Annotated in this window: 12 protein-coding genes and 1 pseudogene; 12 read left to right on the top strand and 1 reads right to left on the bottom strand. The window is 37.0% G+C overall.

Features of this window, described 5'->3' with window-relative positions; all coding sequences use genetic code 11:
• The first annotated feature begins 33 nt into the window (after positions 1-33).
• The 4 genes from COP04_RS17020 to COP04_RS20350 all read left to right on the top strand — a co-directional run bounded on the left by COP04_RS17020 (position 34) and on the right by COP04_RS20350 (position 8,256).
• Complete coding sequence (locus tag COP04_RS17020) at positions 34-4,185, top strand: NACHT domain-containing protein (RefSeq protein ID WP_100489112.1); 4,152 nt, start codon at positions 34-36, stop codon at positions 4,183-4,185.
• A 36-nt stretch (positions 4,186-4,221) separates the two neighbouring features.
• Positions 4,222-5,166, top strand: coding sequence for a 5'-nucleotidase (locus COP04_RS17015; protein WP_100489111.1), 945 nt, complete (start codon positions 4,222-4,224; stop codon positions 5,164-5,166).
• 20 nt (positions 5,167-5,186) lie between these two features.
• On the top strand, positions 5,187-8,030 hold the full coding sequence (locus COP04_RS17010; RefSeq protein WP_100489110.1) for a DEAD/DEAH box helicase: 2,844 nt from the start codon (positions 5,187-5,189) through the stop codon (positions 8,028-8,030).
• A 91-nt stretch (positions 8,031-8,121) separates the two neighbouring features.
• Positions 8,122-8,256, top strand: coding sequence for a putative holin-like toxin (locus COP04_RS20350; RefSeq protein WP_239984922.1), 135 nt, complete (start codon positions 8,122-8,124; stop codon positions 8,254-8,256).
• Between the two features lie 229 nt (positions 8,257-8,485).
• On the opposite strand, the gene COP04_RS17005 is transcribed toward COP04_RS20350, so the two are convergent.
• A complete protein-coding gene (locus COP04_RS17005; RefSeq protein WP_100489109.1) occupies positions 8,486-8,884 on the bottom strand; it encodes a (deoxy)nucleoside triphosphate pyrophosphohydrolase in 399 nt (132 codons plus the stop codon).
• 95 nt (positions 8,885-8,979) lie between these two features.
• On the opposite strand from COP04_RS17005, the gene COP04_RS17000 reads away from it, so the two are divergent.
• The 8 genes and pseudogenes from COP04_RS17000 (at position 8,980) to COP04_RS16965 (ending at position 16,195) form a co-directional block, all read left to right on the top strand.
• A complete protein-coding gene (locus tag COP04_RS17000) occupies positions 8,980-9,891 on the top strand; it encodes an HNH endonuclease (protein ID WP_100489108.1) in 912 nt (303 codons plus the stop codon).
• A gap of 162 nt (positions 9,892-10,053) precedes the next feature.
• Complete coding sequence (locus tag COP04_RS16995; RefSeq protein WP_100489107.1) at positions 10,054-11,334, top strand: AAA family ATPase; 1,281 nt, start codon at positions 10,054-10,056, stop codon at positions 11,332-11,334.
• Positions 11,321-11,572, top strand: coding sequence for a hypothetical protein (locus tag COP04_RS16990; RefSeq protein ID WP_100489106.1), 252 nt, complete (start codon positions 11,321-11,323; stop codon positions 11,570-11,572). Before COP04_RS16995 ends, COP04_RS16990 begins: the two co-directional genes overlap by 14 nt.
• Before the next feature lie 18 nt (positions 11,573-11,590).
• Positions 11,591-11,992: pseudogene (locus COP04_RS16985) on the top strand (RloB domain-containing protein); the annotation flags it as partial.
• 88 nt (positions 11,993-12,080) lie between these two features.
• The gene (locus COP04_RS16980) at positions 12,081-13,160 is read left to right on the top strand and encodes a serine hydrolase domain-containing protein (RefSeq protein ID WP_100489104.1); all 1,080 of its coding nucleotides are present in this window, start codon (positions 12,081-12,083) and stop codon (positions 13,158-13,160) included.
• Positions 13,161-13,916: 756 nt separating this feature from the next.
• On the top strand, positions 13,917-14,720 hold the full coding sequence (gene glnH, locus COP04_RS16975) for a glutamine ABC transporter substrate-binding protein GlnH (RefSeq protein ID WP_100489103.1): 804 nt from the start codon (positions 13,917-13,919) through the stop codon (positions 14,718-14,720).
• 84 nt (positions 14,721-14,804) lie between these two features.
• The gene (locus COP04_RS16970) at positions 14,805-15,473 is read left to right on the top strand and encodes an amino acid ABC transporter permease (RefSeq protein WP_100489102.1); all 669 of its coding nucleotides are present in this window, start codon (positions 14,805-14,807) and stop codon (positions 15,471-15,473) included.
• On the top strand, positions 15,473-16,195 hold the full coding sequence (locus tag COP04_RS16965; protein WP_100489739.1) for an amino acid ABC transporter ATP-binding protein: 723 nt from the start codon (positions 15,473-15,475) through the stop codon (positions 16,193-16,195). Before COP04_RS16970 ends, COP04_RS16965 begins: the two co-directional genes overlap by 1 nt.
• The last annotated feature ends 15 nt before the right edge of the window (positions 16,196-16,210 follow it).

Here is a 16,210-nt window from a genome sequence, read left to right as displayed (position 1 = left end):
CTAACTTTATTAATTAATTGAGGAGGGATTGCATTGACAAATCTAATATATCCTTGGAAACGATTTTGGTGTACTCGTGATGGACGCCTTAATTTCACTAGTGAAGGTTTTCTAAGTAACTCAGAGTCAAAGTATGGGAACATTAATAATCCTGATGTAGTTCCTTTTGATCAAATATCACATTTTAAATGTTTAATATTACTGGGTGAACCAGGCATAGGTAAAACCAGTGCTCTAAATAAAGAAATACAGAAATTACATAAAGCTAAAGATAAGACACTTTTTATTGATCTTAAAGCATTTGGAAGTGAGACAAGTTTATATCGTAATCTATTTGATAATCCAGACTTTATTGCCTGGAGAAAAAGCAAAGAAAGTCTGATTCTCATTTTTGACAGTTTGGATGAATGCTTATTACGTATGGATAATGTAGCAGAATTATTAATAGAAGAATTAAAGAAGTGTCCTATCGATCGTTTGTACTTAAAAATTGCTTGCAGAACAGGCGATTGGGCCAAATCCTTTGAAATAAGTTTGTCGGATCTTTGGGGAAAAGAAAACATTGGTATATATGAACTAGTGCCATTACGAAAATCAGATATAGAACAAGCTGCAAAAATGAACAATATCGATCCGAATCGTTTTATCAAAGAACTCTTATCAAAAAAAGCAGTTTCATTATCTATTAAACCAATTACTTTAAAATTTCTTTTGAATCGCTTTAAACGATATGGAGAATTTTCTAATGATCAATTTGATTTATATAAAGATGGATGCAAATTGCTTTGTAGTGAAAATAATGAGAGTCGAATTGATTCCAGAAGAACAGGAAAATTATCTTCGGAACAGAGATATATAATCGCTACATTGATAGCTGCAATTACAGTTTTTTCAAATAAATTTGCTATTTGGACTGAGCTCGATTACGGAGATATTCCTGAGGAAGACGTAAGTATTGCGGAAATCATCAAAGCATGTGGTGATAACAACGATAAATTTATACTAAATGAAAGCCAGATTAAAGAAGTTTTATCTACTGGTTTGTTTTCTGCAAGAGATATGCACTGTTTGGGTTGGGCACATCAGACATACGCTGATTTTTTAGCAGTACAATTTATACTAAGTAATGAGGCTACAACTAATCAAATAATGAGTTTATTGGAGCATCCCTTTGAAAACGGAGCGTTAGTGCCACAACTTTATGAAGTTATGTCTTGGGTCGCATCAATAAGGAATGATATCTTTAAAAGAATATCAGCGATTAATCCTATAATACTGCTTCATGGGGATTTGACACATATTTGTTATGAAGATAAAAAGCAGTTAATCCTAGGAATACTCAAACAATTTGAAAATGACAAGGTTGTTTATTGGGACTGGTTTGGCATCTCTAAACAATATGAAAAACTAGATTTCCCAGGAATAGGGGAATTGATATTTCCAATTATTGTCGATCATAATGAGAAAGTAATAGTGAGAGAAAATGCCATTCAAATAGCAGAGGCATGCGGATTAAAAGAATTTGGGGATTCAATTTTAAAAATCAGTCTAGATAAAAGTGAGCCAATACAAATAAGAAAATATGCCGAACTATTTATTGAAAAGTTGGGAAATGATGATCAAAAGTTAAAGTTATTACCTCTCGCAAAATCAGAACTTGGTGATGATCCAGATGATGAATTAAAGGGAATAGCTCTTCGGATACTTTGGCCGGATTATTTGGCTACTAAAGACATGTTCTCGTTATTAAAAAATCCAAAGAGACACAATTTTTTGGGAACATACAGAATGTTTATCGCCCATGGCATCATAGAAAGGATGGATATTAAACATCTTTCTGATGGACTTAAATGGGTTGAAATGCAACCCACTCAAGAACAATTAGATTATCCGTTCAGAGACTTTATTAACGCAATATTACAAAAAGCCTGGGATAATTTTTATTCACCTGATATCTTTACCCCCTTTGCTGCAGCAGTCTTATCGAGAATTAAACAATTTAATGCTCTACCTTTCTCTTCCAGTCTTTTAAATGAGAGTGAAAAAAGAAGAAAACTACTTTTGAAATTAATTGACTTAGGGCCAAATGAACAAAATATGAGAAATCTCATATTTACAAATCTAACTATTAAAAATGACTTTTTTTGGTTAATAGATGAATTTTTAAAAGAAAAAGATCAAGAAAAGCAAATCCTATTAGCAAAATTGATCCACTCTGCATTTGATGCCAATATACCAGCCCAAGTTATCAAACTTTATAAAATCGTGATCAATCAGCCCATTATTAAAAGTGAATGTGGTTATATTTATAATGCGGTTTCATTGAATTCCGTTCAAGCTAAAGAACAAAAAGATATCTATCAACGTAATAGGGAGCAAACATCATTAAGAAGTACAGAAAGAAAAAACTCGGCAGAAGGAGTCACAAGGTATCTGGAGAGAATTAGAAAGGGGGAGGTAGACAATTGGTTGCAGCTTAATATATACATGGCAAACAATGATATCAGCAATTTAGATTCAAATTTGGCCAATTTACCCATATGGCAGCTAGTAAATTCATCAATTAAAAAAGAGATAATGGATGCATCAAAGTTATATATTAACACTAAGAATATTGATGTAGTAAATTGGTTGAAAACAAAGCGTTTTGGTATCGAACAGATCTCTCAATTTCGTGCTTTCAGACTATTGATATTAATGGATCCAGAATTTATATCGAGTTTATCCAAAGACTTGTGGATGAAATGGATACCTATTATATTAGGCTATCCAGTTTCTACAGGAAGTGATGAAGAAAAGGATGAAATCTTATTGATAACGCAAGCTTATCATATCGTACCAAATGAAATTATTCGCTATTTATTGTCATTCATAGATGACGAGGATAAAAAATTAAAAAACACATTTATTATACGAACTGTTGATAAATGCTGGGATCAAAAGCTGGTTAATGCAATTTTTAACAAATTGAGGCTGAATGATTTAGAGCTTGAAACTATGGCGACACTATTACACGAATTATTTACACATAATATTAAAAGTACCGGTGAGTTTATAATATCGTGTCTTCTACCATTGAATACACCTGAAGATAAAGTAGACTGGTCAAGAACGTCGGCAATAATTAGTGAACTTCTTATTTTTCAACCAGGAGAATATTGGGCGGTAATATGGGGAAAGATCCAAAGTCAAACTAATTTTGGAAAGCAGTTATTTGAAAGATTCTCAACTAGGATAGCTCATTTGGGGCAAACTTTAAAACTTGAAGAGAAACAGTTAGCAGATCTTTATATCTGGTTATCTAATGAGTTCCCAATGGATGAGGATCCGAATCACGACAATGATTTAGGAGCACATTTTGTTACTCCTCGTGAGAATGTTGCTACTTTTAGAGATTCTATTATCAGAAATCTTAGTGAGATGGGGACGATAAAATCGTTACAATCAGTCAAAATAATTGTAAGAACTTTACCTCAACTGCCCTCATTAAAATGGATGTTATTAACTTCTCAATTCAATACACGGAAAAGAACGTGGATTCCGCCTAGACCCAAAGAGGTAGTACAGCTATTAGCTAACAATAATAATAGATTAGTTGGCAGTAGTGAGCAACTTCTTAATGTAATTATTGATTCATTGTACCGTCTAGAACAAAAATTACATGGTGAGACTCCAAGAACTTTCTTATTATGGATAGATGCTGGAGATGGAAAATACAAACCTCGTAAAGAAGTAGAGTTTTCGGATTTCATTAAGGGACACCTTGAGGATGATCTTCAGAACAGGGGAATAATTTTAAACAGAGAAGTGGAGATAAGGAGAACCCAAGGCTCAAATCAAGGAGAACGAACTGATATTCTAGTTAATGCGGTAATAAAAAATCATCAGAATGATGATCTTGGTGAAGTTAGTGTAGTAATTGAGATAAAAGGCAACTGGAATCCTGGATTGATGACTGCGATGGAAGAGCAACTAGTAAATCGCTATTTAAGAAATAATAAAACCGATTGTGGTTTATATCTTGTTGGATGGTTTGATTGCAAAAAATGGATAGATGAGGATAGAAAGAAAAGGAAAGATCAGATGACTTTAGAGAAGGCAAAAGATTTTTTTGAAAAACAAGCTCTTTCGCTTTCCGATGATCATAAAGTAATAAAAAGTTTTGTACTGGATGTCAGATATTAATAATTGTTATATTTTTATAGACGGAGATGTAATAAAATGTCTTATAAATTGGAAGATAAACTTGTTGTCGCCATTGCCTCAAGCGCACTTTTTGATTTGAAGGAATCCGATAAGGTGTTTAGAGAAAAAGGTGAGGAGGAATACAGAAAATATCAGAGAAAGAATGAAGATAAGACTCTTGAAAAAGGTGTGGCATTTCCACTTATAAAGAGATTATTAGATGTTAATGAGGAACTAAATAAAACGGTAGTTGAAGTTATATTATTATCGCGGAATGATCCGGATACTGGATTGAGAGTTTTTAAATCGATAGAACATTACAGCCTAAATATTTCCAGAGCTATTTTTGTTACAGGTAGGAATCCATTTAAATACATGAAAGCTATAAATGCTTCGTTATTTTTATCTGGTAATCTTGAGGATGTAAAAGAGGCCGTAAGAAATGGCTATCCTGCAGGTCATGTTCACAATACAAATTTTGCTGATGATAGCGATGATAAAGAACTAAGGTTAGCATTTGATTTTGACGGTGTTATAGCCGACGATTCAGCTGAACAAGTATTACAAAATGGAGGTGGGCTTTCAAACTATCAGAAACATGAACGAGATCATGCAGAGGAGCCATTACCTATTGGACCCTTATACGATTTTTTAAAGAAAATTTCAGCTATTCAAAACGAGGAACTTCAAAGGCAAAAAGATGATGCTAATTTTAAACCATTAATTAGAATTGCTATTTGCACGGCAAGAAATTCTCCAGCACATGAAAGAACTATCAAAACTTTCAGGGACTGGAGGATAAGAATTGACGAAGCTTTTTTTCTTGGTGGAATTAATAAAATGGACGTGCTAAATATTTATCGACCTCATATCTTTTTTGATGACATGATGGATAACATTCAAAATGTTGAACAATCCTTTCCTTCAGTTCATGTTCCTTATGGAATTAAAAACAGAGAGACTGATACATTAACAATCTAATAGGATTGGGACTAAATATTATGATTAATTCAGGTAAACTCATCACTAACTCAAACGGACAAACATTTCTTTACGAATTGCAGCAGGCCTTTTCCAGATGCGAGCGGTTCTATTTTGGTGTTGCTTTTATTAACTATAGCGGGCTTCAATTGCTGCTTGATAACTTGAAAGATATGCGGGACCGCGGTGTTGAAGGTAAGATCATGACGTCCACTTATCTTAATTTTACTGAGCCTAAGGCGCTCAGAAAAATTAAGACTTTTGATAATGTGGCGCTCAGAGTGTTTGAAGCAGATCAGGTTAGAGGATTTCACACCAAGGTATATATCTTTGAAAATAAAGATGATTATACGATTATGATCGGCTCATCTAACATCACGCAAAGTGCGCTGAAGAGTAATGTGGAATGGAATGTTGAAACTGCATCGAAAGATAATAGCCCATTCTTAGCGAAAATCATTAAGGAATACCGTGAGTTATGGGATCAAAGTACAGTCGCTGATGATCTTTTCTTGAAGAGATATCAGGCGTTTATAGAAGAATTGAGGTCACATACAGCGGTTGCGCACGAACGATCTTTTAGTTATGGTAATGCGGCGATGCAGCACATCGTGCCGAATAAGATGCAGCAGAAGGCGATCGAGAATTTGCAGCGATTACGTGATCACGGCGAAAATCGCGCACTGGTGATTTCGGCTACAGGTACAGGGAAAACCTACATGTCAGCATTTGATGTTCAGCAAATGCATCCTAAGACAATGCTGTTTATTGTTCATCGCGAAGAGATTTTGACAAAAGCAAAAGAAACTTTTGAGCGATTACTTGGCCGGGGCAACATGGGTCTTTTTACAGGCAATGTGAAAGACTATCAGAATAAGCATTATATTTTTACAACCATCCAAACGATTAAAGATCATTTCAGTGACTTTCCGCCAACTTATTTTGAATACATCATTGTCGATGAAGCACACCACGCGACGAGTCCTAGCTATACACGAGTACTGGATTATTTCGAGCCAAAATTTTTATTAGGAATGACCGCGACGCCGGAACGCTGTGATCGTGGGGATATATTTGGCTTGTTCGATAACAATATTGCGATCGAAGTCCGCTTGAATGAAGCTTTGGAAGAGGATCTGGTTCTCCCGTTTCATTATTTTGGGATCACGGATGTGGATGAAATTGATCTTTCGGATATCTCCATTGATGATGTCGCAGAAGTGGCGAAACGGCTGAAGGTTAATCAGCGGGTTGATTTCATTATTCAAAAGATGAATTTCTACGGTTATGATGGGGAGAAGTGCAAGTGCCTTGGTTATTGCGTCACGATTGATCATGCGCGATACATGGCTGAAGAATTTAATAAACGGGGGATCGTTAGCACTTATCTTACAGGCGATGATTCTCAGCAGCGTCGGCAAGAAATGATCCGTCGACTTGAAGATGATCTGGATCCGCTTCAAGTGATTTTCACGGTGGATATTTTCAATGAAGGTGTGGATATTCCTTCAGTCAATCTAGTGCTGATGCTTAGGCCGACTAATTCGCCGATTATTTTCATGCAGCAGCTTGGTCGTGGTTTGCGTAAATATGAGGGGCAGTCTTTTCTGACTGTACTTGACTTTATTGGCAACCACAGTAAGACTTTTCTCATTGCCATCGCACTCAGTGGCAAACGCTTTTATGATAAGGATAGTTTGAAAGTTGCTGTTGATCGAGGCTTTCCTGATCTGCCAGGAGCCACGCATATTCAGATGGACAAGATCTCTCAGCAGCAAATTTTAAAACAGCTGGATCAAGAAAATTTCCGAGCGATGAAATACTTGAAAGAAGAGTATCTGGAATTTAAGAAGCAGTTTGTTTCGGAGACTGAGCATCGCGACATTCCTTATTATTTGATGGACTATGCCAAGTTTGAAAATGCGCCGGATCCTATCAAATTTATTGATAACAAGAAAACCTATCTTGCGTTTCTGGCATCGGTTGAGAAGACTGAGGAATTAAAGAACTTGGATCAAACTGAACCGTTTGGTCAATTGCTGCGGCAGTTGTCTTCGGCGTTGCCGATAAAAAGGCCCTATGAATTTAGTATTTTACGTTATATGGTCTCACATGAGACAGTCACTTGGGACGCCGCGAAAAATGAGCTGCTCAAAGTGATGGTGACCCTAACGGAAGAAACACTGCATCATGCCTTTGAACACCTGAATCAAACGTACGATGATAAAGGGCAAATCGCGCGTGATCTCAAGCTTTGCACGATCAATCAAGCTGAGAATAGCTTGATCAGATCACAAACTTTTAGTAATGTTTGCAAAGACGCTCAGCAAAAATCATACGTCCTGGACGTATTGAATTATGGACTCTATCGTTATGAGAAGGCTTTTGGTCATAAAAATTATGGGGTGCCATTCTTTAAGCTGTATGAGCAGTATACGATGGTGGAAGTTGCTTTGCTATCAAATTATCAAAAAACGTTAAGCTCTTTTCGTGGATCAGGTTTGCTCGTAAATGGCAATGATTATTTTTTGTTCATAGACTTACATAAAGAAAAAGATATAAAGGACAGCATCAATTACCAGGACCACTTTATTGATCAGACATTATTTCAATGGGAATCGCCAAATACGAAGAGCCAGGATTCTGCTCAAGGCCACCACATTATTCATAATAGGGAAGACGGCATTAACCTTCATCTGTTTATTCGAAAGTATCGAACGATCGATCAACAGTCGGAACCATTTATTTATATTGGTAAGGGTGATGTGACCGAATATCATGGTAATAAACCAATCACGACAGAAATTGCTTTGCATCACGAAGTGCCCATGTCTTTGTATCTTGAATTTATTACAAAAGTGTAATTAGTAGATTAAAATCTGTTATAATCTGGAAAGTAAATAGATGATGTATATGAGCGGATCGGTGATGCCCTGAAGATTGGGGGTGGCGCGAGTGACAACATTTCAGGTACTGACACTCATGATTTCTTTCGGAATGTTAGTGCTGATGTTGTCGAAAGATAAAGAAAACTTGCCGATTGGCAAGCCTTTAGGCGAAGCCAGAGGCTTAGTTGCACTTATACTATAATCCGCTGATATTTAAGAAGTTATTATAGTATAAAAAATGATCCGTCTCATATCCTCACACAGGCTGAGACAGATCATCCTCAAATGATTTAGTTAAAGCACTGATTCCGCTGTATGCGGATATTGCCTGTTCCAAGCCGCCCGGTATGATTTGCACTCAGATCGGACGGCTTTATTTTACGTTCTTACTGTCTTCAGTATACACAATTTAAATAAAAATAAAAAACAATTCAAAGGGCTTCTTTTGCAAGACATTCCATAGTTTCAACATCGGCGGGTGCCCATTTTAAGGAATCCAGGTTCTCTCTTTTCAGCCATATGAGTGTTGAATGTTCATGCGCAGTTGGGAAACCCGTTTCTAAAGTGCATTTAATGGCTGTCAAATCGATTGAAAAGGTTTCATAGTCATAATGACTCTTAAAAAATTGTTCTTCAGCCTTGATCGTACACTTTAATTCCTCATTGATCTCCCGTTCGATCGCTTTGACGGGGCTTTCGCCATCTTGAATCTTGCCTCCGGGAAATTCCCAATGGTTCGGGATCGACATTTTTGGCGAGCGCAATGCGCATAAAATTTCCCGCTTTTCATTTTCAATAATTGCTGCGACTACAGATAGTGTTTTTCTCATCTCATCACTCCAAATAAATATAGCACATGTACAATTATACAGCTTTATAGTGATATAATTTACGCAAATATGCAGCCTTGAGGGGCGATTGGTTAATGAAAGTCTATGTGGGACTAACAGATTATCATTGGTTTCAATATTTGAAAAATCTAAATCCCAATGAGGTGAATTTTTGGCAGCCGGGCAGTGGACGACGTTTTAAAGCGATCCAGCCAGGCGAATTGTTTTTGTTCAAACTTCATGTGCCAAATAACTATATTGTCGGTGGTGGGATTTTTATCAGGCAAGCCTTTCTGCCGACTTCGTTAACATGGGATACCTTTGGTAAGGAGAACGGAACTTCTTCATTGGACGATTTTATTGACGCCATCTACCAATATCGCCGAACCAATAGCCACAGTGATCCTGATCCTGTCATCGGCTCTTTGATTCTTTCAGAGCCGTTTTTCTTTGATGAGAACGAATGGATACCTGTACCTCAAAATTGGTCCCCTAATATTGTCCAAGGAAAAACCTATACCACAGATTCAATAGAGGGAAAAATATTATTTGACGCTGTTCAGAGCAGAATCGCGCTTAAATCCGGAATCCAAGAAGAAAAAGAACGATACGGGGCACCACAACTGATCAAACCGAGACTCGGTCAGGGCGGTTTCAGAGTAGCAGTCACGGAGGCTTATCACAGACGCTGTGCTATTTCGGGAGAAAGAACTCTACCTGTGTTGAATGCGTCACACATCAAGCCCTACTCAAAGGAGGGCCCTCATGTGGTGAGCAACGGATTGCTACTTCGTGAGGACATACATACACTGTTTGACCGAGGCTATATCACGATTGATGAAGACGATATTGTTGAGGTGAGCGGAAAGATCAAAGAGATTTATGACAATGGGAAGGTCTATTATGCCTTTCATGGGAAACGCTTAATGAATATTCCCGATGCTATCTCGGATAGACCATCTCATGAATTTCTACAGTGGCATAACGAGCATGTGTATATTGGATAAAACAGTACATTATTTTGATTTAATCGTAATTTGTACTAAATTGTTCAATTTATATGCATCAATAAGCCTTAGATTTACGAATTTATGTAAATTATCATTGTCTTTTTCTTATGTTAATGGATATACTGTTTATGAAAAGTATTTAACTATGGGGGTTTTAGCATGCTTATCATGTTTAAAGCTAAAAATTATACCTCGTTCAAAGATGAAGTCATTCTGGACCTTCGAGCTACTTCATACAAACAGCACCCAAATCATGTTTTGGATGTATCAGAAAATTTAAAGCTTTTAAAAACAGCTGCTATATACGGCGCGAATGCCTCGGGAAAATCTAATTTGGTTTCAGCGATGTTCTTTTTTGAACAATACATTTTTGAACAATTCATTAATAAGCAAGAAAATGAAAACATTGATTTTGCAGAGAAAAAATTAAAGATCAAGATGGAGCCTTTTCTGTTAACTGATCAAGTCAATGATGCTTCAGAGTTTGATATTATCTTTTTCCACAACGGGAAGCAAATTCAGTATGGGTTTGAGTGCTCAGCTAAGGAAGTCTTGAATGAATGGTATTTTATTGACGATAAAAAAGTCTTTGAACGTGAAAAAGGGACGGTCTCTTTCGGAAAAAACTACACCAAGATTCTGAAACCATATACAAAAGTTCCTTCTGAGCGTCTGTATCTTTCGGTCCTTGAATATTTCTTGGAAGACGAGGGAAAAGAACGGGTTCTGAACGATTTTATTGATTTTTTTACAAATGAATATAATGTATATCTTGAAATTTTGTTCGAATCAAGTGTAAAAAAGGTCGCTGGAGCGATCCATATAAACAAGAAACTAGTCACCAGTAAAGAGTTTCGCTCTAAAGTGGAAAACTATTTGTGCAAGATCGATGTTGGCATTTGCGGACTTGATGTTCAAATAAAAACAATAATGGATGAAGATAGTGGTAAAGAGAAAAAGAAAAAAGTCATAAAAACGATTCACAATGTTTTTAATGCTGACGGGGATATTGTTGGTCAACGAAGCTTTGACCTATTGCAGGAATCCACAGGGACACTGCGCTTTCTTTCCTATATCCAAAATGTGATTGAGATGACTGAGCAGGGCTGCGTGTTTATTGTGGATGAAATTTCCGCCCGCCTCCATCCTCTTTTAACAAAATTGATTGTGGATATCTTTCAGTCCAGCCAAAATAAAAAGGCACAACTGATTTTTACGACACATGATATTTCATTAATGAATAAAGAACAATTCCGTAGAGATGAGATCTTTTTTGTAGAAAAAAATGAAAAAGGTGAATCGACACTGCATGCACTGTCCGATTTGAACGTGCGTGAAGACGCTACTTTCAATAAATCCTATTTACAGGGCAAATATGGCGGGATACCTGTATTTCATTTTGAGAATATTATTAGCGGTGCTGAACATGGGAAGAATTAAGCTTTCTCCGCAGCGTCTGACGGAAATCAAACGGGTGAACATAGGCCATGTCCTTATTTTTTGTGAAGGGATGACCGAGAAACTGTACCTGGATTATTTTGCCGATATTATTAATGAAAATAAATATACTGATATACAAATAGAAACACAAACAGCAGATGGTAATTCACGAACTGTCTATCATTTTGCAGAAAGATATCTGGAGCAGGAGGGTCATAATCAAAGATATAGCAACTAGCAAAAATATCTAGTCTTTGATTGTGATGATCCCACGGATATCCAGCAGGTCATTCTGGATATGAAAAGTTCAGATAAAGAGTATTCTCTTCGAGTATCTAATTTACTATTCGAACTTTGGCTGCTGATGCATTTTGAGCTGATTACAGTAAAAATGCATAAAAGGGCTATCTATCAACACTTAAGCAGCTATCTAAATAGCCCTTATAAAAAAGCAGATCCGGGTATTATCCGTGAGATTATAAATAAAGGTAATATCGAAGAAGCAATAGATAATGCTAAAAAGTTGGCTAACAGCTATTCTGCGGTGGGCAAGAGAATAGATTCAAACATTAATAAAATGAACCCGTATACAAATATTTATATACTCATTAAAAGCATGACAGCAATGAATACCCAGTCTATGGGAAACAATTTTTAAATTTCCCGAAAAATTATACCGATGAAGATATGATATATTTTTCTTTATAGGTCATTAATCTGAACAGAACTCAAAGACAGGAGATCACATGAACAACCCATTTCAACAAATAGCAGACGAGTTTTACCAGAATCACGATTTTTCCGGAACCTGCCTGGTTAAGAAGGGCGACACGGTTCTGTTTTCGTGTGCCCATGGTTTTGCTCATCGCGGCTTTCAGATTCCCAATCGCTTGGATACTAAATTTGATACGGCCTCGGTGACCAAACTGTTTACAGCGACAGCGATTTTGCTGCTCGTCGAAAATGGAAAACTAAAGCTGGATGCCAGGATTACTGATATTATCAATCTTGAGGGAACAGAGATACCATCAGATGTGACAATTGAACATTCGCTGACGCACACGTCCGGCATTGCTGATGATGCGGACGAGGAAGCAGGCGAGAATTATTCGGATCTATTCGTGGACAAACCCAATTATTCAATTCGAAAAACAGTTGACCTGCTTCCCCAGTTTGTCCATAAGAAGCCTTTATTCAAAGCGGGCACGGGTGTGCGGTACAATAATTGTGCGTTTGTCTTGCTTGGGCTGGCGATTGAGAAGCTGGCCGGCACGGATTATCGTACATTTGTTATGGAGAACATCGTCAAACCTTGCGGGCTCAACAATACCCGTTTCTGCGCCATGGACGAAGTGAGTGAGAATGCGGTGGAAGGGTATACAACCTGTGAGGATGCGGATGGCCATTTAACAGGATGGAAGAAGAATATTTACTCATATCCCCCGATCGGGACACCTGACAGAGGAATTTACTCCACTGTGGAGGACTTGGATAAATTTCTTCGCTATTTAAAGGCGGGGAACCATTTATCCAAACCGTACGGGACTCTCCTCTTTCAGCCGCATTGCCTGTTCACACGTCCTTTTACGAAGTGGAAGCCGGTTCCTTACGCGACAATTCGAACGGGATACGGGTTTAAGTTCGTGGAATTTGATCAGAAAATTTTTTGCGTGCGAAAAGACGGCATGAATGATGGTGTAGCTGCAATGCTTTCCTATTACCCTGAAACGGATGCTTCGATTGTGATTCTGAGCAATCAGGACTGCAATATATGGGAGATGCACCGGCGGATGCAGACTGTTTTATATACGGCATACTCTATCTGAAATAAAAGGCTTGATCACAACGATCAAGAGAAGTCATTATATTCCTTTGGACGCGGATCTTTGGCTTTCCTCCACCAGAGATTTGAACATGATGGAGATCCCTTGCTGGAAAGATGAGTATGGACCCGATTTTCCGATCCTTGACGGCATCGGCGGAGGCTGGTGATTCTTTTTCCGGAGGTTGTTCAGCTGGATAAGTGTGGGAATAACGAATATCCGGTTTACTGGGAACGGTCTTTAAAATTCATGAAGAAATATACCAAAGTCGATATCCGTTGACGTGTGGCACGATGACATCATTGAGCATATCTTTCACCATCAATCTAGCATTTTTTTGCCTATCCACTTTCAGAGTACTCTACATAAAGAAACTTTTTCTATAAGCTTATCCCCCATAAAAAACAATAGGTTTTTGAAATGTTGGTTTTTCAAAAATATTTCGAGAAAAGATTTGGATTAAACTCTATTATCGCCAGAAAGCAATCACCCAAAAGACCATTTTAATTTTTCAAAAAACAATTAATTTTCTATTGCATGTAATATTTATTCTATGATATATTATAAATGTAATAAACGTTAGATTTTATACCGACTAATGATAAGATTCCTGTCATGAAAAGCTACCAAATTGGTGCTTAAAGTCAATTCCTCATTATTAATGTTGAATTGAGCATAATAATCTCATCGTTGCGATATCTAACAAACATCTGTGAATTATTACATTTTTTACAAAATTATATAGGAGTGATTAAATTGATGAACCGGCACTTAAAAAAGATTACCTTATGTCTACTTTCTATTGTTGTATTAACCGGGATCGTTGGGTGCAGCAATTCAGGCAGCAGCAGTTCGAGCAGTAAACAGGAAGCAGAAACAATTAATGTTGGCACGGATACGAGCTTTGTCCCGTTTGAGTATCTTGATCAGAAAACTAACAAATATGTTGGATTCGACATGGATTTGCTGAAGGCACTCTCAAAACAGTCAAAAGTGAAATATCAACTAAGCACAATGGATTTCAATGGACTGCTTCCTGCATTACAAACTGGGAAACTGGATATGGTTATTGCTGGAGTGACCATTACAAACGAAAGAAAAAAGACAATTGATTTTTCAACGCCATACTATAATTCAGGATTTTATATTCTAGTTAGAAAAAATGAAAAAAATATTACGAACTTCAAAAGCCTCAAAGGTAAAGTTGTTGCGACGAAGCAAGGAACATCTGCATTAGATTATATAAATACCAACTTGAAAGACGCAAAGAAGATCGTACCATTCCCGAATATTGATCAGGCCTACATGGACCTTCTAAATGGCTCAGCCGATGCTGTAATTTTTGATGCACCAAACATCGATTATTACATAAAAACTGAAGGAAATAATCAAGTTAAGAAAGTAGGGGAACTTCTTGATGGACAGCAATATGGTATTGCTTATCCAAAGAATAGCAAGTTGACCAAAAAAATGGATGTTGCTTTAAAAGCATTAATGGATAACGGAACATATAGCAAAATTTATAAGAAATGGTTTGGAACGGAGCCCCCTAAAATTAAATAAGTTTTCTAAAAAAACGATTTGGTAATGCTTCGTATAAATTTTTTATAGATTATTATTTTTAGCGGTTAAAGAGGTGAACGAGTTATGAGTAGTGGGTTTCATCCAGAATGGGGTTATGCCATACAAGTACTTCCCTTTCTTCTTCAGGGTGTGAAGTATACAGTCCTGATTGCCATAGTTGGTTTATTGGCGGGATTTCTTATAGGGGCAGTCGCTGGATTAGGTAGGGTCTCAAAAAATAAAATATTGTTTGGATTATCAACAGTTTACGTCGAAGTAATTCGTGGAACGCCTATCATGGTTCAGGCTTTGTACATTTATTTTGCTCTACCATTAATACTTAGTATAAAAATCGATCCCTTATTTGCAGGTGTTTTAGCTATTTCACTAAACGCTGGTGCGTACATTGCTGAAATTGTCAGAGGAGCTATACAATCTATTGATATTGGACAAACCGAGGCTGGAAGATCATTAGGTTTAACCCATTTTCAGACATTATTCCATATTGTCTGGCCACAAGCTTTTAAAAGAATGATTCCCAGTCTTGGAAATCAGTTCATTATAAGTTTAAAAGATACATCATTATTAAATGTTATTGGCGTCGGTGAGCTCACAAGACAAGGAACAATGGCAGTTGCCACAAGCTTTCGGGCAGTTGAAATCTATACTTCAGTTGCTTTACTGTATTTAGTCATGAATTTATCTATTTCAATCATGATGAGATTGCTCGAGAGGAGACTTCAAAGTTCATGATGATTCAAGTGAAAGATATTCATAAAAAATTTGGTAACAACGAAGTCCTGAAAGGAACAAATATTCAAGTTGAGGAGAAGGAAGTCGTTTGTATTATTGGTCCTTCCGGATCAGGGAAAAGTACACTACTAAGGTGTCTAAACAAACTCGAAACTCCTGATGAAGGTCAAGTTGTGATCAATGGCATCCATCTCAATCAAAAAGGTACAAATATCAATAAAGTAAGAACGGAAGTAGGTATGGTTTTTCAGCATTTTAATCTTTTTCCTCAGAAAAAAGTTATTGATAATATTACACTTGCTCCCATTCTTGTTCGAAAGGACAAGAAAAATAAAGCTCGTGATGCCGCATACGATTTGCTGGACAAAGTTGGGTTGAAAGATAAAGCTGAATTTTATCCGGATAGTTTGTCTGGAGGACAAAAACAGCGCGTAGCAATAGCCAGAGCATTAGCTATGAATCCGAAGATCATGTTATTTGACGAACCAACATCTGCTCTTGATCCTGAATTAGTAAAGGATGTGTTGGATGTTATGAAAGAGTTGGCGAATGACGGCATGACAATGGTCGTTGTAACACACGAAATGGGCTTTGCTCGGGAAGTTGCTGATCGAGTGGTTTTCATGGATCAGGGTCAATTGTTGGAAGACGAAACCCCTGAAGAAATTTTTACTCATCCCAAGCATCAGAGAACCCAGAAATTTTTACAAAAAATACTTTAACCTGAGAAAGGAGGA

Origin of the sequence: Sporolactobacillus pectinivorans (assembly GCF_002802965.1) — a bacterium.
Taxonomy (GTDB): domain Bacteria; phylum Bacillota; class Bacilli; order Bacillales; family Sporolactobacillaceae; genus Sporolactobacillus; species Sporolactobacillus pectinivorans.
Note: the sequence above shows the minus strand (reverse complement) of the source record. Positions and strands in the feature narration are given on the sequence as shown.

Bases quoted from the DNA above. Each gene is read 5' to 3' on its own strand.
- COP04_RS17015 (WP_100489111.1), top strand. From the start codon at position 4,222: ATGTCTTATAAATTGGAAGATAAACTTGTTGTCGCCATTGCCTCAAGC.
- COP04_RS17010 (WP_100489110.1), top strand. From the start codon at position 5,187: ATGATTAATTCAGGTAAACTCATCACTAACTCAAACGGACAAACATTT.
- COP04_RS17005 (WP_100489109.1), bottom strand. From the start codon at position 8,884: ATGAGAAAAACACTATCTGTAGTCGCAGCAATTATTGAAAATGAAAAG.
- COP04_RS17000 (WP_100489108.1), top strand. From the start codon at position 8,980: ATGAAAGTCTATGTGGGACTAACAGATTATCATTGGTTTCAATATTTG.
- COP04_RS16995 (WP_100489107.1), top strand. From the start codon at position 10,054: ATGCTTATCATGTTTAAAGCTAAAAATTATACCTCGTTCAAAGATGAA.
- COP04_RS16990 (WP_100489106.1), top strand. From the start codon at position 11,321: ATGGGAAGAATTAAGCTTTCTCCGCAGCGTCTGACGGAAATCAAACGG.
- COP04_RS16980 (WP_100489104.1), top strand. From the start codon at position 12,081: ATGAACAACCCATTTCAACAAATAGCAGACGAGTTTTACCAGAATCAC.
- glnH (WP_100489103.1), top strand. From the start codon at position 13,917: ATGAACCGGCACTTAAAAAAGATTACCTTATGTCTACTTTCTATTGTT.
- COP04_RS16970 (WP_100489102.1), top strand. From the start codon at position 14,805: ATGAGTAGTGGGTTTCATCCAGAATGGGGTTATGCCATACAAGTACTT.
- COP04_RS16965 (WP_100489739.1), top strand. From the start codon at position 15,473: ATGATTCAAGTGAAAGATATTCATAAAAAATTTGGTAACAACGAAGTC.